We start from the raw sequence: 14,580 nt of genomic DNA on the forward strand, positions 1-14,580 counted from the left end.
GTCTACGCCAGGAGCTCCGCCAGGGCATCGACCACCGCGGTGACGGCGGCCGGCTCGTGCAGCCGGCGTGACCACAACGCGGACTCCGCCGCCCTGGCCTGCGCCCACCGGCGGACGCGCTCCCGCTCCACCTCCGCCGCCTCGGCGAACTCCGCGATCCGCCGCGCCACCGCCCGGCGCACGTCCGGTTCGGCCGCGACGGCGGCCCAGTCGCCGCGCAGCAACGGCAGCAGTTCGGAGGCCGGATCGCCCACCAGCGCGGTCGGGTCGATGGCGCGCGGCCCGTCGTCGCCACGCAGGATGTTGCCGAAGTGCAGGTCGCCGTGCAGCAGCACGGCAGGCTGGTCGGTGGCCAGGTCGCGGGCGTTGGCCACAGCCGCGTCGACCACCCGCGCGGTCAGCGGCGGCGCACCGTTCGCGGCCAGGTCCGCCGCCCAGCCGAGCGCCTTGTCCGCCAGGCCCGGCACGCCCGGAGGCGCCGGGATGGCCAGCCGTCGGACGAGCCGGCCGACCGCCGTGAACGGCGCGGGTTCGGGCTCCGCCAAGGGCCGCAACCGCTCCAGCAGCATGGCGGACCGGCCGTCGTCGCGGGCGAGCAGCCGAACCGCCCCGTTGCCGTTCCAGGCCGCCAGGGCGACCGGCTCCGCCTCGGTGTGCGACAGCGGGAACGCGAGCTTCAGCACCACCTCGGCCCCATCCGCCCGGACCGCCGGGACGACCACGCCGACGAACCCGTGCAGCACCGCCCCGGTCGGCGTGCAGGACCAGCGTTCGAGGAACTCGGCGGCCAACGCGGGCAGCGCCTCGACCCGCCGCCTGCCCGGTTCGCCTTCCCGGCGGACCGTGGCTTCGGCGAACGCGGGCGGAACGGTCAGCATGTGAACTCCGGTGTCCGTCCGGAGCGACCAAGCCCGGATTGTCGGTGATCGCCGGCAAAATACAAGCAGGGGTCCCCTGAGGCGGGGACCCCTGCGGAGCGTTCGCGAGTGGGGTGGTGGCCGGCCGGTGGCAGTCAGGCCGGGTCGGGGGTCACGGGCCGAACCAGCGTTCCTCCGTCGTGCCGCGCGGTGGGGCGGCGGTGGTGCCCTGGACCAGTTCGGTGGACAGGGTGACGGCCCTGGGGCGGGTGCGTTCGGCCGAGTCGAGGAGCAGCTTGCCCGCCGCGCGGCCCTTCTCCAGGACCGGCTGGCGGACCGTCGTCAGGCCCGCCTGCTCCGCCTCGCGGATGCCGTCGAAGCCGGTGACCGTGATGTCCGCCGGAACGCGCAGGCCACGGCGCTGCAGTTCGGCCATCGCGCCGAGGGCCAGTATGTCCGACGTGCAGATCAACGCGGTGATCTGCGGGTCGCGCTCCAGCACCTGCGCCGCCGCCGACGCGCCCGAGGCCATGGTGTGGTCGAACCGCTCCGCCACCGGCACGGTGGCCCAGTCCACGCCGACCGACGCGAACGCCTGCGCCAGCCCAGCCAACCGGGCCCGCTGCACGTGGAAGTGCGCGGCCTGCTGCCGGTCCGGCGTCACGAAGTCGTCGTTGCGGTCCCGGGCCAGCCGCATGCACACCACGCCGACCCGCCGGTGCCCCAACGAGATCAGGTGCTGCGCCAGCGCGTGCATGGCCGCCTGGTCGTCGATGCCGACGCGGTCGACGTTGCCGAGGTCGGGCTGGTCGCACACGACGGTCGGCACGGGCCGCTCCAGCACCGCCGCCAGGTGCGGGTCGTCGTCGGGCACCGAATACACCACGAAACCGTCCACACCTGCCCGGTGCACGGCCGCCACGTCCTCGCGCTCGGGGTTCGCCGGCACGAGCAGCAGCCCGGTCCCGGCGTCCTCGCACGCGAGCGCCAACCCCTCCAGGAACCCGATCGCCGCCGGGTCGCGGAACGCGTAGGACAGGTTCTCGGTGAGCAGCAGGCCCACCGCACCGGCCTTCCTGGTCCGCAGGGAACGGGCCACCGGGTCGGGCCCCGGGTACCCGAGTCGTCTCGCTGTCTCCAACACCCGGCGTCGCAGCTCTGGCGAGAGCTGGTCGGGACGGTTGTACGCGTTGGACACCGTTGTCCGGGAAACACCCAGCTCCGCCGCCAGTGAGGCGAGCGTCGCGGGGCGTCGCACATGCATCGACCGCGCCATGAAGTGACCGTAACGGTTCAGAACCAATTACAGAAGTGGGGGTGACCGGCGTCCCTCAAAATTGCCATCAGTGCAGTTGGGAATGGGTTACCCCACAGTACAGTGGTCTAAACCAATGAGGCTTCGGCGGACGACTCGCGCACCACCAGCCGAGGCCGGAAAACGCGCGTGTAATTGCCCGCCGGACGCCGTCGCCGATCCGGGTCGAGCCGGTGCACCAACTCGTCCACGGCCGCCGCCGCCATCTCCTCGATCGGCTGCGCCAAGGTCGTCAACGACGGCGAGCAGTACGACGCCAGCGGGATGTCGTCGAACCCCACCACGGACAGGTCGCGCGGCACGACCAACCCGCGCCGGTGCGCCTCCCGCAGCACGCCGATCGCCATGTGGTCGGACGAGCAGATCACCGCCGTCGGCCGCACGGTGTCCAGCAACGTCGACACCGCCTCCGCCCCGCCCTCCGGCCCGAACGGCGCGTGCGCCACGAAGTCGGACGTCGCGGGCAGCCCGTCCTCCTCCAGCGCCGCCGCCCAGCCGGCCCGCTTGAGCCGCGACGGCAGCGACCGCGCCGGACCCGACACGAACCCGATCCGCCGGTGCCCCAGCTCCACCAGGTGCCTGGTCGCGGCATACCCGGCGTGCTGCTCGTCCACGGTCACGTCCGGCACGTCCAGCGACGGCGTCGCCCCGTTGACGAACACCATGTGCACGCCGTCGGCCAGCAGCTTCGCGTAGTACGACGGCCGCGGCGCCTGGCCGAGCGGCACCTCGACGTTGGTGATCTCCGGTGACACGAACACCATGCCCTCGACACCGCGCGCGAGGAGCATCCGCACGTACTCCTCCTCGCCCATCGCGCCCGCGCCGGTGGCCCGCGTGTTGCACAGCAGCGACGAGTACCCCAGCCGCGCGGCGCGCACCTCCAGCGCCTCGGCGAACGCCGGGAACACGGGGTTGGACAGCTCCGGCACGAGCAGCCCGATCACGCCCGTCCGCTGCAGCGCGCCCAACCCCCGCGGGGTGTAAGGCATTTCCGCAAGCACCGCGAGCACGCGCTGGCGCGTCTCGTCGTTCACGCCCGCCCGGCGGTTGAGCACCCGGCTGACCGTGGAGATGCTCACCCCGGCTGCCCTGGCGATCTCGGACAGACCGGACACCCTGCCTCCTCGCTGACTCGCTGGTGACGCGCTGGTGACGCGTGACGCCGCTGGTGACGTGCAGCCTGCCGTCAGCGGCAAATTTTTGCAACGCCCACCTTGGTTTCCTCGTCTTGACCGGTGCCGTTACGGCTTGGTTACGTCCAGACCCTTGACCCGGCCCTGGTCGGCGGGATGAAATCCGCGTCAACAATTTCGCAAGTTCTTGCAAGAGCCTTCATCACGGTGGAGGCCCGCAGGAGGGACGACAGCAACGATGCGACGTACCACCCTCGTGACCGCAGTGGCGGCCGTCTCCGCCCTCGTCCTCACCGCGTGCGGTGGTGGCGACGGCGGATCGGCGTCCGGCGACTCCGGCGAGATCACCTTCTGGGACACCAGCGGCCCGAACGAGAGCCCGGTGTTCACCGCCATCGCGCAGGAGTGCGCGACCAAGGGCGGCTACAAGGTCAAGACCGAGACCGTCGCCTTCGACCAGGCGCTTAACAACTACCGGACCGCCGCTCAGGGCGGTCAGGGCCCGGACGTCTTCCGCGCCGAGGTCGCGTGGGTGTCGCAGCTGGCCAAGCTCGGCTACATCGCCGACCTGACCGGCACCGAGCTCGCCAACGACACGTCCGACTTCCTGGAGACCCCGCTCGGCTCCACCAAGTACGACGGCAAGTCCTACGGCGTCCCCCAGGTCACCGACTCGCTGGCGCTGTTCTACAACAAGAAGCTGCTGGCCGACGTCGGTGTCGAGCCGCCGAAGACGTGGGACGAGGTCAAGGCCGCCGCGGCCAAGCTCGGCGGCGAGAAGACCATCTTCATCAACAACGACGCCTACTACGCGCTGCCGTTCATCTACGGCGAGGGCGGCGACCTGGTCGACGCCGACGCGAAGAAGATCGTGGTCAACTCCGCGGAGAACGTGAAGGCGCTGGAGACCGCCAAGGGCCTGCTGGACGCCAAGGCCGCGTCCACCGCGCTCGACCCGGCGAACTCCTACAACAACATGCAGGCCGCGTTCACCTCGGGCGAGGTCGCCATGGTGATCAACGGCCCGTGGTCGGTCGCCGACTACCTCAAGGGCGCCGCGTTCAGCGACGCCGCCAACCTGGGCATCGCGCCCGTCCCCGGCGCCACCGCCGGCAAGGGCTCCGCGCCGGTCGGCGGCCACGACTACGTGATCCGCCAGGGCACCAAGGCCAAGGACTCGTCGGTCAAGTTCATCGCCTGCATGAGCAGCACCGAGTCGCAGGTGCGCATCGCCAAGGAACTGGGCGTGCTGCCCACCCGCAAGTCGGCCTACGAGAACGCCGACGTGAAGGCGCACGAGGTCGTGTCCGCGTTCGAGCCGGTCGTCACCTCCGCCCACCCGCGGGCGTGGATCCCCGAGGGCGGCCAGCTGTTCGACCCGCTGAAGATCGCCTACGCCGACGTGCTGGCGGGCAAGAAGGACGCCAAGACGGCGCTGGACGAGGTGGCCAAGGCCTACAAGGACACCGTCGTCACCGAGTACACCGTCGGCTGACCATCCCCCGCGGCGCCCGGCTCATCCCGAGCCGGCCGCCGCGGGGCGGCGAAGGGAGACTTCGGTGCGCAGGTTCCTGGACCGGCACTGGTACGCGTACGCGATGGTGCTGCCGGTCGTGGTGGTCATCGCGGTGTTGGTGCTGTTCCCGCTCGCGCAGGGCGTGTTCTTCACCTTCACCAACATCAACGAGGGCAACATCGCCAACCCGATCCTCGACCGGCCGGCGACCTACGTCTCCGTTGGCCTCGACAACTACCTGAACGTCCTGTCCGGCGACGCCAGCTACGGCGCGTTCTGGTCGACGCTGGTGCGCACGCTCATCTGGACGTTCGGCTGCGTGTTCTGCCACTACGCGATCGGCCTGGGCCTCGCGCTGCTGCTCAACCGGCAGGTGCGCGGCCGGGCGGTGTACCGGGTGCTGCTGATCCTGCCGTGGGCGGTGCCCGCGTTCATCAGCGCGTTCGCGTGGAAGTACATGTTCAACGCGCAGTACGGGATCATCAACCAGTTCCTGCGCTTCCTCGGGATGGACGACCCGCCGGTGTGGCTCGGCCAGTCGGACTGGGCGCTGGTCGCCGTGATGATCGTCAACATCTGGCTCGGCGTGCCGTTCATGATGGTGGCGCTGCTGGGCGGCCTGCAGTCGATCCCCGGTGACCTCTACGAGGCCGCCGAGGTCGACGGCGCGACACCGTGGCAGCGGTTCCGCAACGTGACGCTGCCCGGCCTGCGGTCGGTGTCCAGCACCGTGGTGCTGCTGGGCATCATCTGGACGTTCAACATGTTCGCGGTCATCTACCTGATCACCGGGCCGAACCCGAACACCCGGATCCTGGTGACCTACGCGTTCGAGCGGTTCTTCTCCAGCGCGTCCCGCGACTTCGCGGTGGCGTCGACCTACGGCGTGCTGATCCTGTCCGTGCTGCTCGTGTTCGCGGGCGTGTACCGGCGTGCGCTGCGCAAGCAAGGCGAGGTGTGGTGATGACGGTCGAAGCCGCGTCGTTGAAGGCGGTCCAGCCGGTCCGGGCGCTCAAGCGCTCGCGGCGGTCGCCGGTCGCGAGCATCGGACTGCACGGCGCGCTCGTCGTGGCGTCGCTGATCGCGGTGTTCCCGGTGTTCTGGGTGCTGGTGACGTCGTTCAAGCCGGACGCCAAGGCCGTCGAGACCACGCCGAAGCTGGTCAACGACTCCAGCCTGGACAACTACGGGCGGATCCTGGCGGGCGAGAAGGGCGACTTCCTGGCGTGGTTCGGCAACTCGGTGCTGATCGCGCTGATGACCACGGTGCTGGCGGTGTTCCTGTCCGCGACGACGGGGTACGCGGCGTCGCGGTTCCGGTTCCCGGGCAAGCGGTCGCTGATGCTGTCGTTCCTGGTCGTGCAGATGTTCCCGTTCGCGGTGCTGATCGTGCCGCTGTACAACATCCTGCTCGCGCTCGGGCTGCAGGGGACGTCGCTGGGGCTGGTGCTGGTCTACTGCACGACCGCCGTGCCGTTCTGCACGTACATGCTGAAGGGCTACTTCGACACGATCCCGACCGACATCGACGAGGCCGGTCGGGTGGACGGCCTGTCGCCGTTCGGCGTGTTCTGGCGGCTGGTGCTGCCCCTGGCCCGGCCGGGTCTGGCCGTGACGTCGTTCTACGCGTTCCTGACGGCGTGGGGCGAGGTGGCGTTCGCGTCGGCGTTCCTGTCGGCGGCGGACGAGTCGAAGACGCTGGCGGTCGGCCTGCAGGTGTTCGTCCAGCAGAACCGGACCGAGTGGGGCCACCTGGCAGCCGCCTCGATCCTGGTCGCCATCCCCGCGATCGTCGTGTTCTACCTGGTGCAGAAGTTCCTGGTGACGGGCCTGTCGTCGGGCGCGGTCAAGGGCTGACGCCGCGGAGGGCCTCCGCCTCGTCGCGGAGGCCCTTCCGATCAGACCGATCGTCAGCCTGATGAGGCTGCCGTACCGGGTGGACGCCTGACGAAAGACATCGGTGTCGAGCACCCCGCCTGGCCGAAGCTCACCCACGGCGGCGTTCCCACGGGTCGTCGTCGCCGATGCGGTCCTCGTCGCCGAAGAACTCGTCGATGTCCGCCCGCATCTTCGCGTAGTCCACCGGCGGCAGGTCCTTCACCAGTTCGATCACCTCGGCGGTGGTCAAGTTCTGTGGGGGTGGTGGCAGGCGCAGTTCGAAGACCACCCTGCCGTCTTGGGTGACTTGGTACGTCTCGCCCGCCTCGACGGCTTCCAGCACCTCGGTGAGGGTGTCGTCGAACTCCTGTTGGCTGATGACCTTCACAGCGCAGAGGCTAGGGAGCCGGCACACCGCTCGCCACTGGCAATACCGCTGGTCAAAGGCCTGGGCGGGCCACCTCGATCGGGTGATCGCCGCCCCACTGGACCCGGTGGGGCGGTAGGTCGGACCCGGCCCGGCGGCGCTGCGGTCGGCTGGTCCGGGCGGCTGAACCGATGCGGAATTAGACCAATTCACCCGTTCCCGTAAGCGCTTGCAATCCCTAGCGTTGCGGCAAAGCTCGGGTAGTGAAAGGTGCGTGGCATGGCTGAGGTCGCCTACGTCAAGGCTTCGCGGATCTTCTCCGGCAACCCGCCGGTCCGCGCGGTCGACGAGTTGTCGTTGGACGTCACCGACGGCGAGTTCCTGGTGCTGGTCGGTCCGTCCGGCTCCGGCAAGTCCACCGCGCTGCGGATGCTCGCGGGTCTGGAGGACATCGACGAGGGCGCCATCCACATCGGCGGCAAGGACGTCACCAACGTCCCGCCCAAGGGCCGTGACATCGCGATGGTGTTCCAGTCCTACGCGCTGTACCCGCACATGACGGTCGCCGAGAACATGGGCTTCGCGCTCAAGCTGCGCGGCGTCAACAAGGCCGAGATCAAGCAGAAGGTCTTGGAAGCGGCCAAGATGCTCGACCTCGAGAAGTACCTCGAGCGCAAGCCGAAGGCGCTCTCCGGCGGTCAGCGCCAGCGCGTCGCGATGGGCCGCGCGATCGTCCGCGAGCCCTCCGTGTTCCTCATGGACGAGCCGCTGTCGAACCTCGACGCGAAGCTGCGCGTGGAGACCCGCGCGAACATCGCCGCCCTCCAGGCGCGCCTGGGCACGACCACGATCTACGTCACGCACGACCAGGTCGAGGCCATGACCATGGGTCACCGGGTCGCCGTGCTCAAGGACGGCCTGCTCCAGCAGTGCGACACCCCGCGCGCGCTGTACGACAAGCCGGCCAACGCGTTCGTCGCCGGCTTCATGGGCTCGCCCGCGATGAACCTCAAGACCGTGCCGCTGACGTCGGAGGGCGCGAAGCTCGACGGCATCGTGGTGCCGCTGGAGCGCAAGGTGCTGGACAAGGCGGCGGGCGAGGGCCTGTCCGAGGTGACCTTCGGCATCCGGCCCGAGTCGCTGGCCCTGGTCAGCTCGTCCGAGCAGGGCATGGAGATGACCGTCGAGCTGGTCGAGGAGCTGGGCGCGGACGCGCTCATGCACGGCTCGGTCCGCATCGGCGACGTGCCCGAGCGGTTCGTGGTCCGCGTCGACGGCCGCACGCCGCCCACCCTGGGCCAGACCGTCAAGATCGCCGTGCGTGACGCCGGCGAGGTCCACGTGTTCCACCCCGAGTCCGGCTACCGCCTGACCGACTGACGTCCGACCACCACCGGGGCCACCTTCCGTTTCGACGGAGGTGGCCCCTGTGGTGTGCAAAACACCCGGTCGGTGGGCGTTTCGGTAGCGGAGCGTTCTAAACTGAACTCGACAACGGTTTCCATCGCCTGCTGATCCGCCTGTCGAGGAGTGCTCTGATGACTGTCCGCAACGCGTTGCTCGGCGCGGTGGCCGCCGCGACCGCCGTCGCCCTCACCGCCTGCGGGGCCCAGGACACCCCCGCCGCGAACGACGACGGCAAGATCAAGGTCGTCGCCTCCACGAACGTGTGGGGCAGCGTGGTCCAGGCCGTCGGCGGCGACGCCGTGCAGGTCACCTCGATCATCGACGACCCCTCCGGTGACCCGCACTCCTACGAGAGCACCCCGTCCGACCTGGCCACGGTGCGCGACGCGAAGCTGGTCATCTTCAACGGCGGCGGCTACGACGACTTCTTCGCCAAGCTGCTCGGCCCCGAGACCGAGGCCGCCAAGAAGATCGAGGCCTTCCCGATCTCCGGCAAGGCCTCCGGTCACGACGCGCCCGAGACCTCCGCCGAGCCGGACGGCCACGCCGAGGGCGAGGAGGGTCACGCCGAGAACGAAGAGGGCCACGACCACGCCGTCAACGAGCACGTCTGGTACGACTTCGAGACCGTTCGCAAGGTCGCCGACCAGGCCGCCGTCGACCTCGGCGCCATCGCGCCGGACAAGAAGTCGACGTTCGAGGCCAACGCCAAGACCTTCACCGACGGCGTCCAAGCCCTGGAGGACAAGGTCAAGGGCCGGGGTGCGGGCAAGAAGGTGCTGGCCACGGAGGCCGTCGCCCACTACCTGCTCGACGCCGCCGGCGTGGAGGACGCGACGCCCGAGGCGTTCGCCGAGGCGGTGGAGAACGAGACCGACGTGCCCGCCGTCGCGCTCGCGGAAGCGCTCACCCTGGTCGAGGGCAAGCAGGTCGCCGCCGTCGTCAACAACGCCCAGACCGGCAACGCGGCCACCGGCGAGGTGCTGCACACCGCCCGCGCGGCGGGTGTCGGCGTCGTCGAGGTGACCGAGACCCTGCCCGAGGGCGCGACCGGCTACCTTGAGTGGATGACCAAGCAGGTGGACGTCCTGGTGGGGGCGCTCGGCGCATGACCGCTCAGCTCACGGACACGCGATCCGCGGTGTCCCTCCGCGGCGCGCGGCTCGCGTACGGCGACCGCGTGCTGTGGGACGGGCTCGACCTGGACGTCGCCCCCGGCGAGTTCGTCGCGGTGCTCGGCCCGAACGGCTCCGGCAAGACGTCCCTCATCCGGGTGTTGCTCGGGCTCCAGAAGCTGTCCGGCGGGACCGTGCGCGTCTCCGGCGGCAACCGCCGCATCGGCTACATCCCGCAGCAGCGGGCCGTCGACGACACGCTGACCCTGCGCGGTCGTGACCTCGTGGGCCTCGGCTTGGACGGCCACAACTGGGGCATGGGGATGCGCGGGCGCCGCCCGCGTCGCGAGCGCGTCGACGCGGCGCTGGCGGCGGTGGGCGCCACCCGGTACGCCGACGAGCCGGTCGGCCTGCTGTCCGGCGGCGAGCAGCAGCGGCTCCGGGTGGCGCAGGCCCTGGTCGGCGACCCCGAGGTGCTGCTGTGCGACGAGCCGCTGCTCTCGCTCGACCTGCACCACCAGCGCGTGGTCAGCGACCTGATCGACGCCCGGCGCCGGGACGCGGGCACGGCCGTGCTGTTCGTGACCCACGAGATCAACCCGGTCCTGCCGCTGGTCGACCGGGTGTTGTACCTGGTCGAGGGGCGGTTCCGGATCGGCGCGCCCGCCGAGGTGATGACCTCGCGCACGCTGAGCGAGTTGTACCGCACGAACGTCGAAGTGGTGCGCGTGCGTGACCAGATCCACGTCGTCGGGGCGCAGCACGTGTGCGAGGACGAACCGCACCACGTCGTGGGTGAGAGCTGACGGTGGACGTGCTGACCTGGCAGCAGGTGGTCGAACTGCTGCGATACGACTTCGTGCGCGACATGCTCGTTGCCGGCGCCGTCCTCGGCCTGCTCGCCGGGGTGCTCGGGCCGCTGGTGGTGACCCGCAAGATGGCGTTCGCCGTGCACGGCACGAGCGAACTCGCGTTCACCGGTGGTGCGGCGGCCCTGCTGATCGGCGTCGGAGTCGGGTACGGCGCGTTGGTCGGCTCGCTGGTCGCCGCGCTGTTGCTGGGCCTGCTGAGCAGGCGAGACTCCGACCGCGACTCGGTGATCGGCGCGATCCTCGCCTTCGGGCTCGGACTGGGCGTGCTGTTCCTCCACCTGAACACGGAGCGGACGGCCAACAAGTTCGGCCTGCTCGTGGGCCAGGTCGTCAGCATCGGTTCGACGGACCTGTGGCTGCTGGTCAGCGCGTCGGTCGCGGTGCTGGCCGTGCTGGCGTTCACCTGGCGGCCGCTGCTGTTCGCCAGCGTGGACCCGGCCGTGGCCGTCGCGCGCGGTGTCCCGGTGCGCGGGCTGGCAGTCGTCTTCGCCGTCCTGGTGGGCGTGGCCACGGCGTTGAGCGTGCAGATCGTCGGCGCGCTCCTCGTCCTGTCGCTGATGATCACTCCCGGCGCGGCGGCCGTGCGGATCACCGCGAGCCCGGTGCGGGCGACCGTGCTCGCCGTCGTGTTCGCGGAGGTGTCCGCGCTGGTCGGCATGGCGCTGTCGCTGGTCCTCGGCATGCCGGTGAGCGTGTTCGTGACCGCCGTGTCCTTCCTGATCTACCTGGTGTGCCGCCTGGCCGGCGGCAACCGGCAAAGGGCCCGGTAGCGCGTTTAGGAGCCGTGGGAAGTGGGTAAGCGGTCGTAGGGGGCCACCGGAGGCCCGGTCGCGGGACGCGGGCCGCGCGGAGACGACGGTGCCATGCGCAGCACGACGACCACATCGGCCCACCACCGCGACCGCGGTGGGGTGGCCGGTCGTGCCCCGCGCCGCCGGGCCCGCGCGCCGGTCGGCCGGCCCGGTCCTGTGCCGGCCGCTCTTGGTGATCGCGAGGGTTGTCGAGGTGTCTTACGCGGTGCGGGTGACGCCGGCGGCCTGCTGCTGGTCCGCGGCACCGTCCACCGGCTGGTCGACCCGGGGCGCCGGCAGCAGCCGGATCTCGCCGGCGGCGACCCGCACCTGGTTGCGCCCGTTCTCCTTGGCCGCGTAGAGCGCGGCGTCCGCGCAGTGCTGCGCGTCCTGCAGGCAGTCACCGTTGTCCGGAAGCACGGCCACGCCGATGGACGCCGAGATGGCGCGCACCTCCGGCCCCTCCGGCGTCAACGGCAGGTTCCGGCCGCGCAGCGTCACGGTGTTGCGGTGCTTGTCGGTGGTCACCACGGACATCTCGCCGATCGCCTCGCGCACCCGTTCGGCGATGGCGGTGCCCTGGGCCAGGCCGGTGTCGGCGAGCACCACGACGAACTCCTCGCCGCCGTCCCGCCCGGCCACGTCACCCGGCCGCAGCTTCTCCCGCAGGATCCGGCCGACCTCGGCCAGCACGGCGTTGCCCGCCGGGTGGCCCCAGGTGTCGTTGATCCGCTTGAAGTGGTCCAGGTCGATGGCCAGCACGGTCACCGGCTGGTTGTCCAGCCGGCACCGGTCGGTGAGCCTGCCCGCGTATTCGGCCAGGCCGTTGGTGTTGAGCAGCCCGGTCCGGTAGTCGGTGTGCGCGTCCTCGGCCAGCCGCGCCTGCAGCTGCTCCTGCTCGCGCAGCAGCCGTTCGAGGTGCGCCCGCCGCTGCGCGGCGTGGTAGAGCAGCGCGTTGACCAGGATCACCGGGCACACCAGCAGCAGCGGGCCGACCCAGTGGGTCGTCATCAGCATGCCGAGCATGGCGCCCGCGCCGAGCGTGCTCAGCTCCAGCATGTTGTCCGCCCGGGAGCCGAGGAACTCCTGGATGCGGGTGTGCGGGGTGACGATCTTCAGCGCGACGGCGATGTTCATGCCCTGCGCGCCCCAGTTGACCACCCCGGCCACGATGAGCACGAGCACCAGGCCCAGGTCGGTCGGGATGCTGCCGGTCGCCAGCAGCGACGTCCCGGACAGGTGCACCACGGCCCAGGCCAGCATGGTGCCGCCGAGGATGCTCGCGGAGCTGAACACGAACCGGTACGGCTGGCGGCGCGCGATCGGCTGGATCAGGATCCGCATCCAGATCGTGGCGAGCACGGCCAGCGCACCCGGCAGCGCGATGGCGGCGGCGAACGTCCAGACCGACGTGAGGTCGATGTGCGGCCCGGCCGACTCGTTGCGGCGCGACTCCTCGGCCCGCCGGACGATCATCAGGTGCACGGTGATGGCGAACATGACCGCGCCGAATCGCAGCCAGTCCGCGTTCGAGACCGAGTCGAGGCCGGTGAGCAGCCAAATGGCGGCGGCGGCTACCGCCGATTCGATGAAGAGGAAGTACAGCAGCGCGGCCGGTCGCAACGACCACAGATCCCAGTTGCGAATCGAGGGCCGGCCGACTGCCGCAGATGCCTTCTGGTCAGTCAAACTGTTCTTCACCACGACCCCCTACCCTCTGCCCGGCGCCGCGTGGCGAACGCCGTTCGCAGCGGCACGTCCGTGCCCGAGATGCGCACTGAGGAGGTGTTCGCCATGCGCAACCGCGACATGTGAGCCGCTCCCTCCATCCCGGACCGAATGTTCACCGTACGTGCCCGCGGGCTAGCGGGCCGCAGCCGAGGGGTCCTTCATGTTTGACAATCGCGATATGTGATGAGTCCGTTTCAGATCGCCACCGCCTTCGGATCGTTCCGGGTGCGGGCCCGTCGCCAGGCTACGGTCGCCTGGGTGGCCAGCAGTAGTCCGATGCCGCCTGCACCCGCGATGGTCGCGGTCACCGAGCCGATCGAGTGCGCCACGACACCGGCCAGTGCCATCCCGCCGCCCTGCGACGAGCGCAGAGCGGCACGGCCGATGCCGTACGCGCGACCGCGGTAGGCGTCCGGCAGGATGCGCATCCACGCCGAACGTGCGGGCGTGTGGTACGCACCGGCCATACCGGCGATCACCAGTAGAACGATGGTCCAGGTCAGGTTCGGGTTCAACGCGAACATGACCAGTGGGGCCAGGGACAGTATGGCGAGCGGGCCGATCAGCCGCTCGCGTTTCGCGGGATCACGCACCACCCGGAACAGCACGGCCACGCCGAGGACGTTGGCGGCGGGCTCGATGGCCAGGATCAGGCCGACGGCCCACACCGCGTCCAGACTCGCCGCCAGGGGCACGGCGAGTCCCTCCGGGACCATGGCGAGGCCGGCCAGCAGGCGCATGCCCATCAGGCTGCGCAGCCGGGGTTCGGTGACCAGGAGCGTGAACGCTCCCTTGGGACCTTCGGGATCGCGCTTGGCGCCGCGCGGGTCGGCCGCCGGCCGGTGCTTGACCGACAGCTGCACCAGGATCGCCACCCACACGAACGAGGCCGCGTCGATGGCCAGGGCGACGTTGGCACCCCAGCCGGTGACCAGGAAGCCCGCCGCGGCGAGGCCGGCCATCTGGGCGACGTCCACCGACGTGCCGAACAGCGCCACGCCGTCGTCGTAGCGCTTGTCCGGCAGCACGTGGGGCAGGCTCGCCTCCTGGGCGGCCAGGAACGGCGACGAGATCATCAGCACGACGACCAGCAGCACGATCATCAGCCACAGCGGCGCGCCGGGAATGGCCATCAGGCCGACCAGGACGGCTTGCAGCCACGCGCACCACACCATCACCGTGCGGCGGGGGAACCGGTCCGCGACCCAGCCCAGCAGCGGGCCGGACACCAGCGGCGGGAACAGCGTCAACGACCAGGTGAGGGCGGTCCAGGCGGGCGACTGGGTGCGCTCGAACACCAGGAGGGAGAGCGCGACCGCGGCGAGTTGGTCGCCCGCGGTGGACACCGTCGAGCCGATCCACATGCCGCGGAACTCGCGGTTGCCCACGAGCGCGCGGATGGTCCCCCCGGAAGTCACAACTCCCCCAGGTTGGTCGGCCCCGATGAGTGAGTCACGTTACCCCCACCCGAAGTAACAATTCCCTCGGTTAGCACGGTAGAAGCTGCCGGATGTGCAATCTCTGTCCTACCACACTGTGTACCCGAACGGAGCAGGTCGGTTACATAAAGTAGTTACAACGGCGAAAAATCGGCC

Annotated in this window: 13 protein-coding genes; 7 read left to right on the plus strand and 6 right to left on the minus strand. The window is 70.4% G+C overall.

Annotated features, from left to right (window positions below):
- Window positions 1–2 precede the first annotated feature (2 nt).
- From A6A25_RS06840 to A6A25_RS06850, 3 genes are all read right to left on the minus strand, one after another.
- The gene (locus A6A25_RS06840; protein ID WP_073886928.1) at window positions 3–878 is read right to left on the minus strand and encodes an aminoglycoside phosphotransferase family protein; all 876 of its coding nucleotides are present in this window, start codon (window positions 876–878) and stop codon (window positions 3–5) included.
- A gap of 151 nt (window positions 879–1,029) precedes the next feature.
- The gene (locus A6A25_RS06845; protein ID WP_073886930.1) at window positions 1,030–2,133 is read right to left on the minus strand and encodes a LacI family DNA-binding transcriptional regulator; all 1,104 of its coding nucleotides are present in this window, start codon (window positions 2,131–2,133) and stop codon (window positions 1,030–1,032) included.
- Between the two features lie 107 nt (window positions 2,134–2,240).
- Window positions 2,241–3,290 (minus strand): LacI family DNA-binding transcriptional regulator, encoded by a 1,050-nt coding sequence (locus A6A25_RS06850; RefSeq protein ID WP_073886932.1) that lies wholly within the window; start codon window positions 3,288–3,290, stop codon window positions 2,241–2,243.
- 256 nt (window positions 3,291–3,546) lie between these two features.
- Between A6A25_RS06850 and A6A25_RS06855 the strand changes: the two genes are divergently transcribed.
- The 3 genes from A6A25_RS06855 to A6A25_RS06865 all read left to right on the plus strand — a co-directional run bounded on the left by A6A25_RS06855 (window position 3,547) and on the right by A6A25_RS06865 (window position 6,681).
- Window positions 3,547–4,803: an extracellular solute-binding protein gene (locus tag A6A25_RS06855; protein WP_073886934.1), complete on the plus strand. Its 1,257-nt coding sequence runs from the start codon at window positions 3,547–3,549 to the stop codon at window positions 4,801–4,803.
- 64 nt (window positions 4,804–4,867) lie between these two features.
- Complete coding sequence (locus A6A25_RS06860; protein WP_073886936.1) at window positions 4,868–5,788, plus strand: carbohydrate ABC transporter permease; 921 nt, start codon at window positions 4,868–4,870, stop codon at window positions 5,786–5,788.
- A complete protein-coding gene (locus A6A25_RS06865) occupies window positions 5,788–6,681 on the plus strand; it encodes a sugar ABC transporter permease (protein WP_073886937.1) in 894 nt (297 codons plus the stop codon). Before A6A25_RS06860 ends, A6A25_RS06865 begins: the two co-directional genes overlap by 1 nt.
- A 130-nt stretch (window positions 6,682–6,811) precedes the next feature.
- Here A6A25_RS06865 and A6A25_RS06870 read toward each other — a convergent pair whose 3' ends face one another.
- Complete coding sequence (locus A6A25_RS06870) at window positions 6,812–7,090, minus strand: type II toxin-antitoxin system Phd/YefM family antitoxin (protein ID WP_073886939.1); 279 nt, start codon at window positions 7,088–7,090, stop codon at window positions 6,812–6,814.
- A 258-nt stretch (window positions 7,091–7,348) separates the two neighbouring features.
- On the opposite strand from A6A25_RS06870, the gene A6A25_RS06875 reads away from it, so the two are divergent.
- From A6A25_RS06875 to A6A25_RS06890, 4 genes are all read left to right on the plus strand, one after another.
- Window positions 7,349–8,449 (plus strand): ABC transporter ATP-binding protein, encoded by a 1,101-nt coding sequence (locus A6A25_RS06875; protein ID WP_073886941.1) that lies wholly within the window; start codon window positions 7,349–7,351, stop codon window positions 8,447–8,449.
- Between the two features lie 158 nt (window positions 8,450–8,607).
- Window positions 8,608–9,588, plus strand: a complete 981-nt coding sequence (locus A6A25_RS06880) for a metal ABC transporter solute-binding protein, Zn/Mn family (RefSeq protein WP_073886943.1) — start codon at window positions 8,608–8,610, stop codon at window positions 9,586–9,588.
- On the plus strand, window positions 9,585–10,397 hold the full coding sequence (locus A6A25_RS06885; RefSeq protein WP_073886946.1) for a metal ABC transporter ATP-binding protein: 813 nt from the start codon (window positions 9,585–9,587) through the stop codon (window positions 10,395–10,397). Before A6A25_RS06880 ends, A6A25_RS06885 begins: the two co-directional genes overlap by 4 nt.
- A 2-nt stretch (window positions 10,398–10,399) precedes the next feature.
- On the plus strand, window positions 10,400–11,233 hold the full coding sequence (locus tag A6A25_RS06890) for a metal ABC transporter permease (RefSeq protein ID WP_073886948.1): 834 nt from the start codon (window positions 10,400–10,402) through the stop codon (window positions 11,231–11,233).
- Between the two features lie 240 nt (window positions 11,234–11,473).
- On the opposite strand, the gene A6A25_RS06895 is transcribed toward A6A25_RS06890, so the two are convergent.
- Both A6A25_RS06895 and A6A25_RS06900 read right to left on the minus strand, forming a co-directional pair.
- On the minus strand, window positions 11,474–12,877 hold the full coding sequence (locus tag A6A25_RS06895; RefSeq protein WP_241828533.1) for a GGDEF domain-containing protein: 1,404 nt from the start codon (window positions 12,875–12,877) through the stop codon (window positions 11,474–11,476).
- A 302-nt stretch (window positions 12,878–13,179) separates the two neighbouring features.
- Window positions 13,180–14,403 (minus strand): MFS transporter, encoded by a 1,224-nt coding sequence (locus A6A25_RS06900; RefSeq protein ID WP_073886950.1) that lies wholly within the window; start codon window positions 14,401–14,403, stop codon window positions 13,180–13,182.
- Between the last annotated feature and the right edge of the window lie 177 nt (window positions 14,404–14,580).

This window comes from Saccharothrix sp. CB00851, assembly GCF_001905065.1.
Classification (GTDB): domain Bacteria; phylum Actinomycetota; class Actinomycetes; order Mycobacteriales; family Pseudonocardiaceae; genus Actinosynnema.

Excerpts from the sequence above, each read along its gene's own strand:
- A6A25_RS06840 (WP_073886928.1), bottom strand. The coding sequence starts at position 878 with ATGCTGACCGTTCCGCCCGCGTTCGCCGAAGCCACGGTCCGCCGGGAA.
- A6A25_RS06845 (WP_073886930.1), bottom strand. The coding sequence starts at position 2,133 with ATGGCGCGGTCGATGCATGTGCGACGCCCCGCGACGCTCGCCTCACTG.
- A6A25_RS06855 (WP_073886934.1), top strand. The coding sequence starts at position 3,547 with ATGCGACGTACCACCCTCGTGACCGCAGTGGCGGCCGTCTCCGCCCTC.
- A6A25_RS06865 (WP_073886937.1), top strand. The coding sequence starts at position 5,788 with ATGACGGTCGAAGCCGCGTCGTTGAAGGCGGTCCAGCCGGTCCGGGCG.
- A6A25_RS06875 (WP_073886941.1), top strand. The coding sequence starts at position 7,349 with ATGGCTGAGGTCGCCTACGTCAAGGCTTCGCGGATCTTCTCCGGCAAC.
- A6A25_RS06880 (WP_073886943.1), top strand. The coding sequence starts at position 8,608 with ATGACTGTCCGCAACGCGTTGCTCGGCGCGGTGGCCGCCGCGACCGCC.
- A6A25_RS06885 (WP_073886946.1), top strand. The coding sequence starts at position 9,585 with ATGACCGCTCAGCTCACGGACACGCGATCCGCGGTGTCCCTCCGCGGC.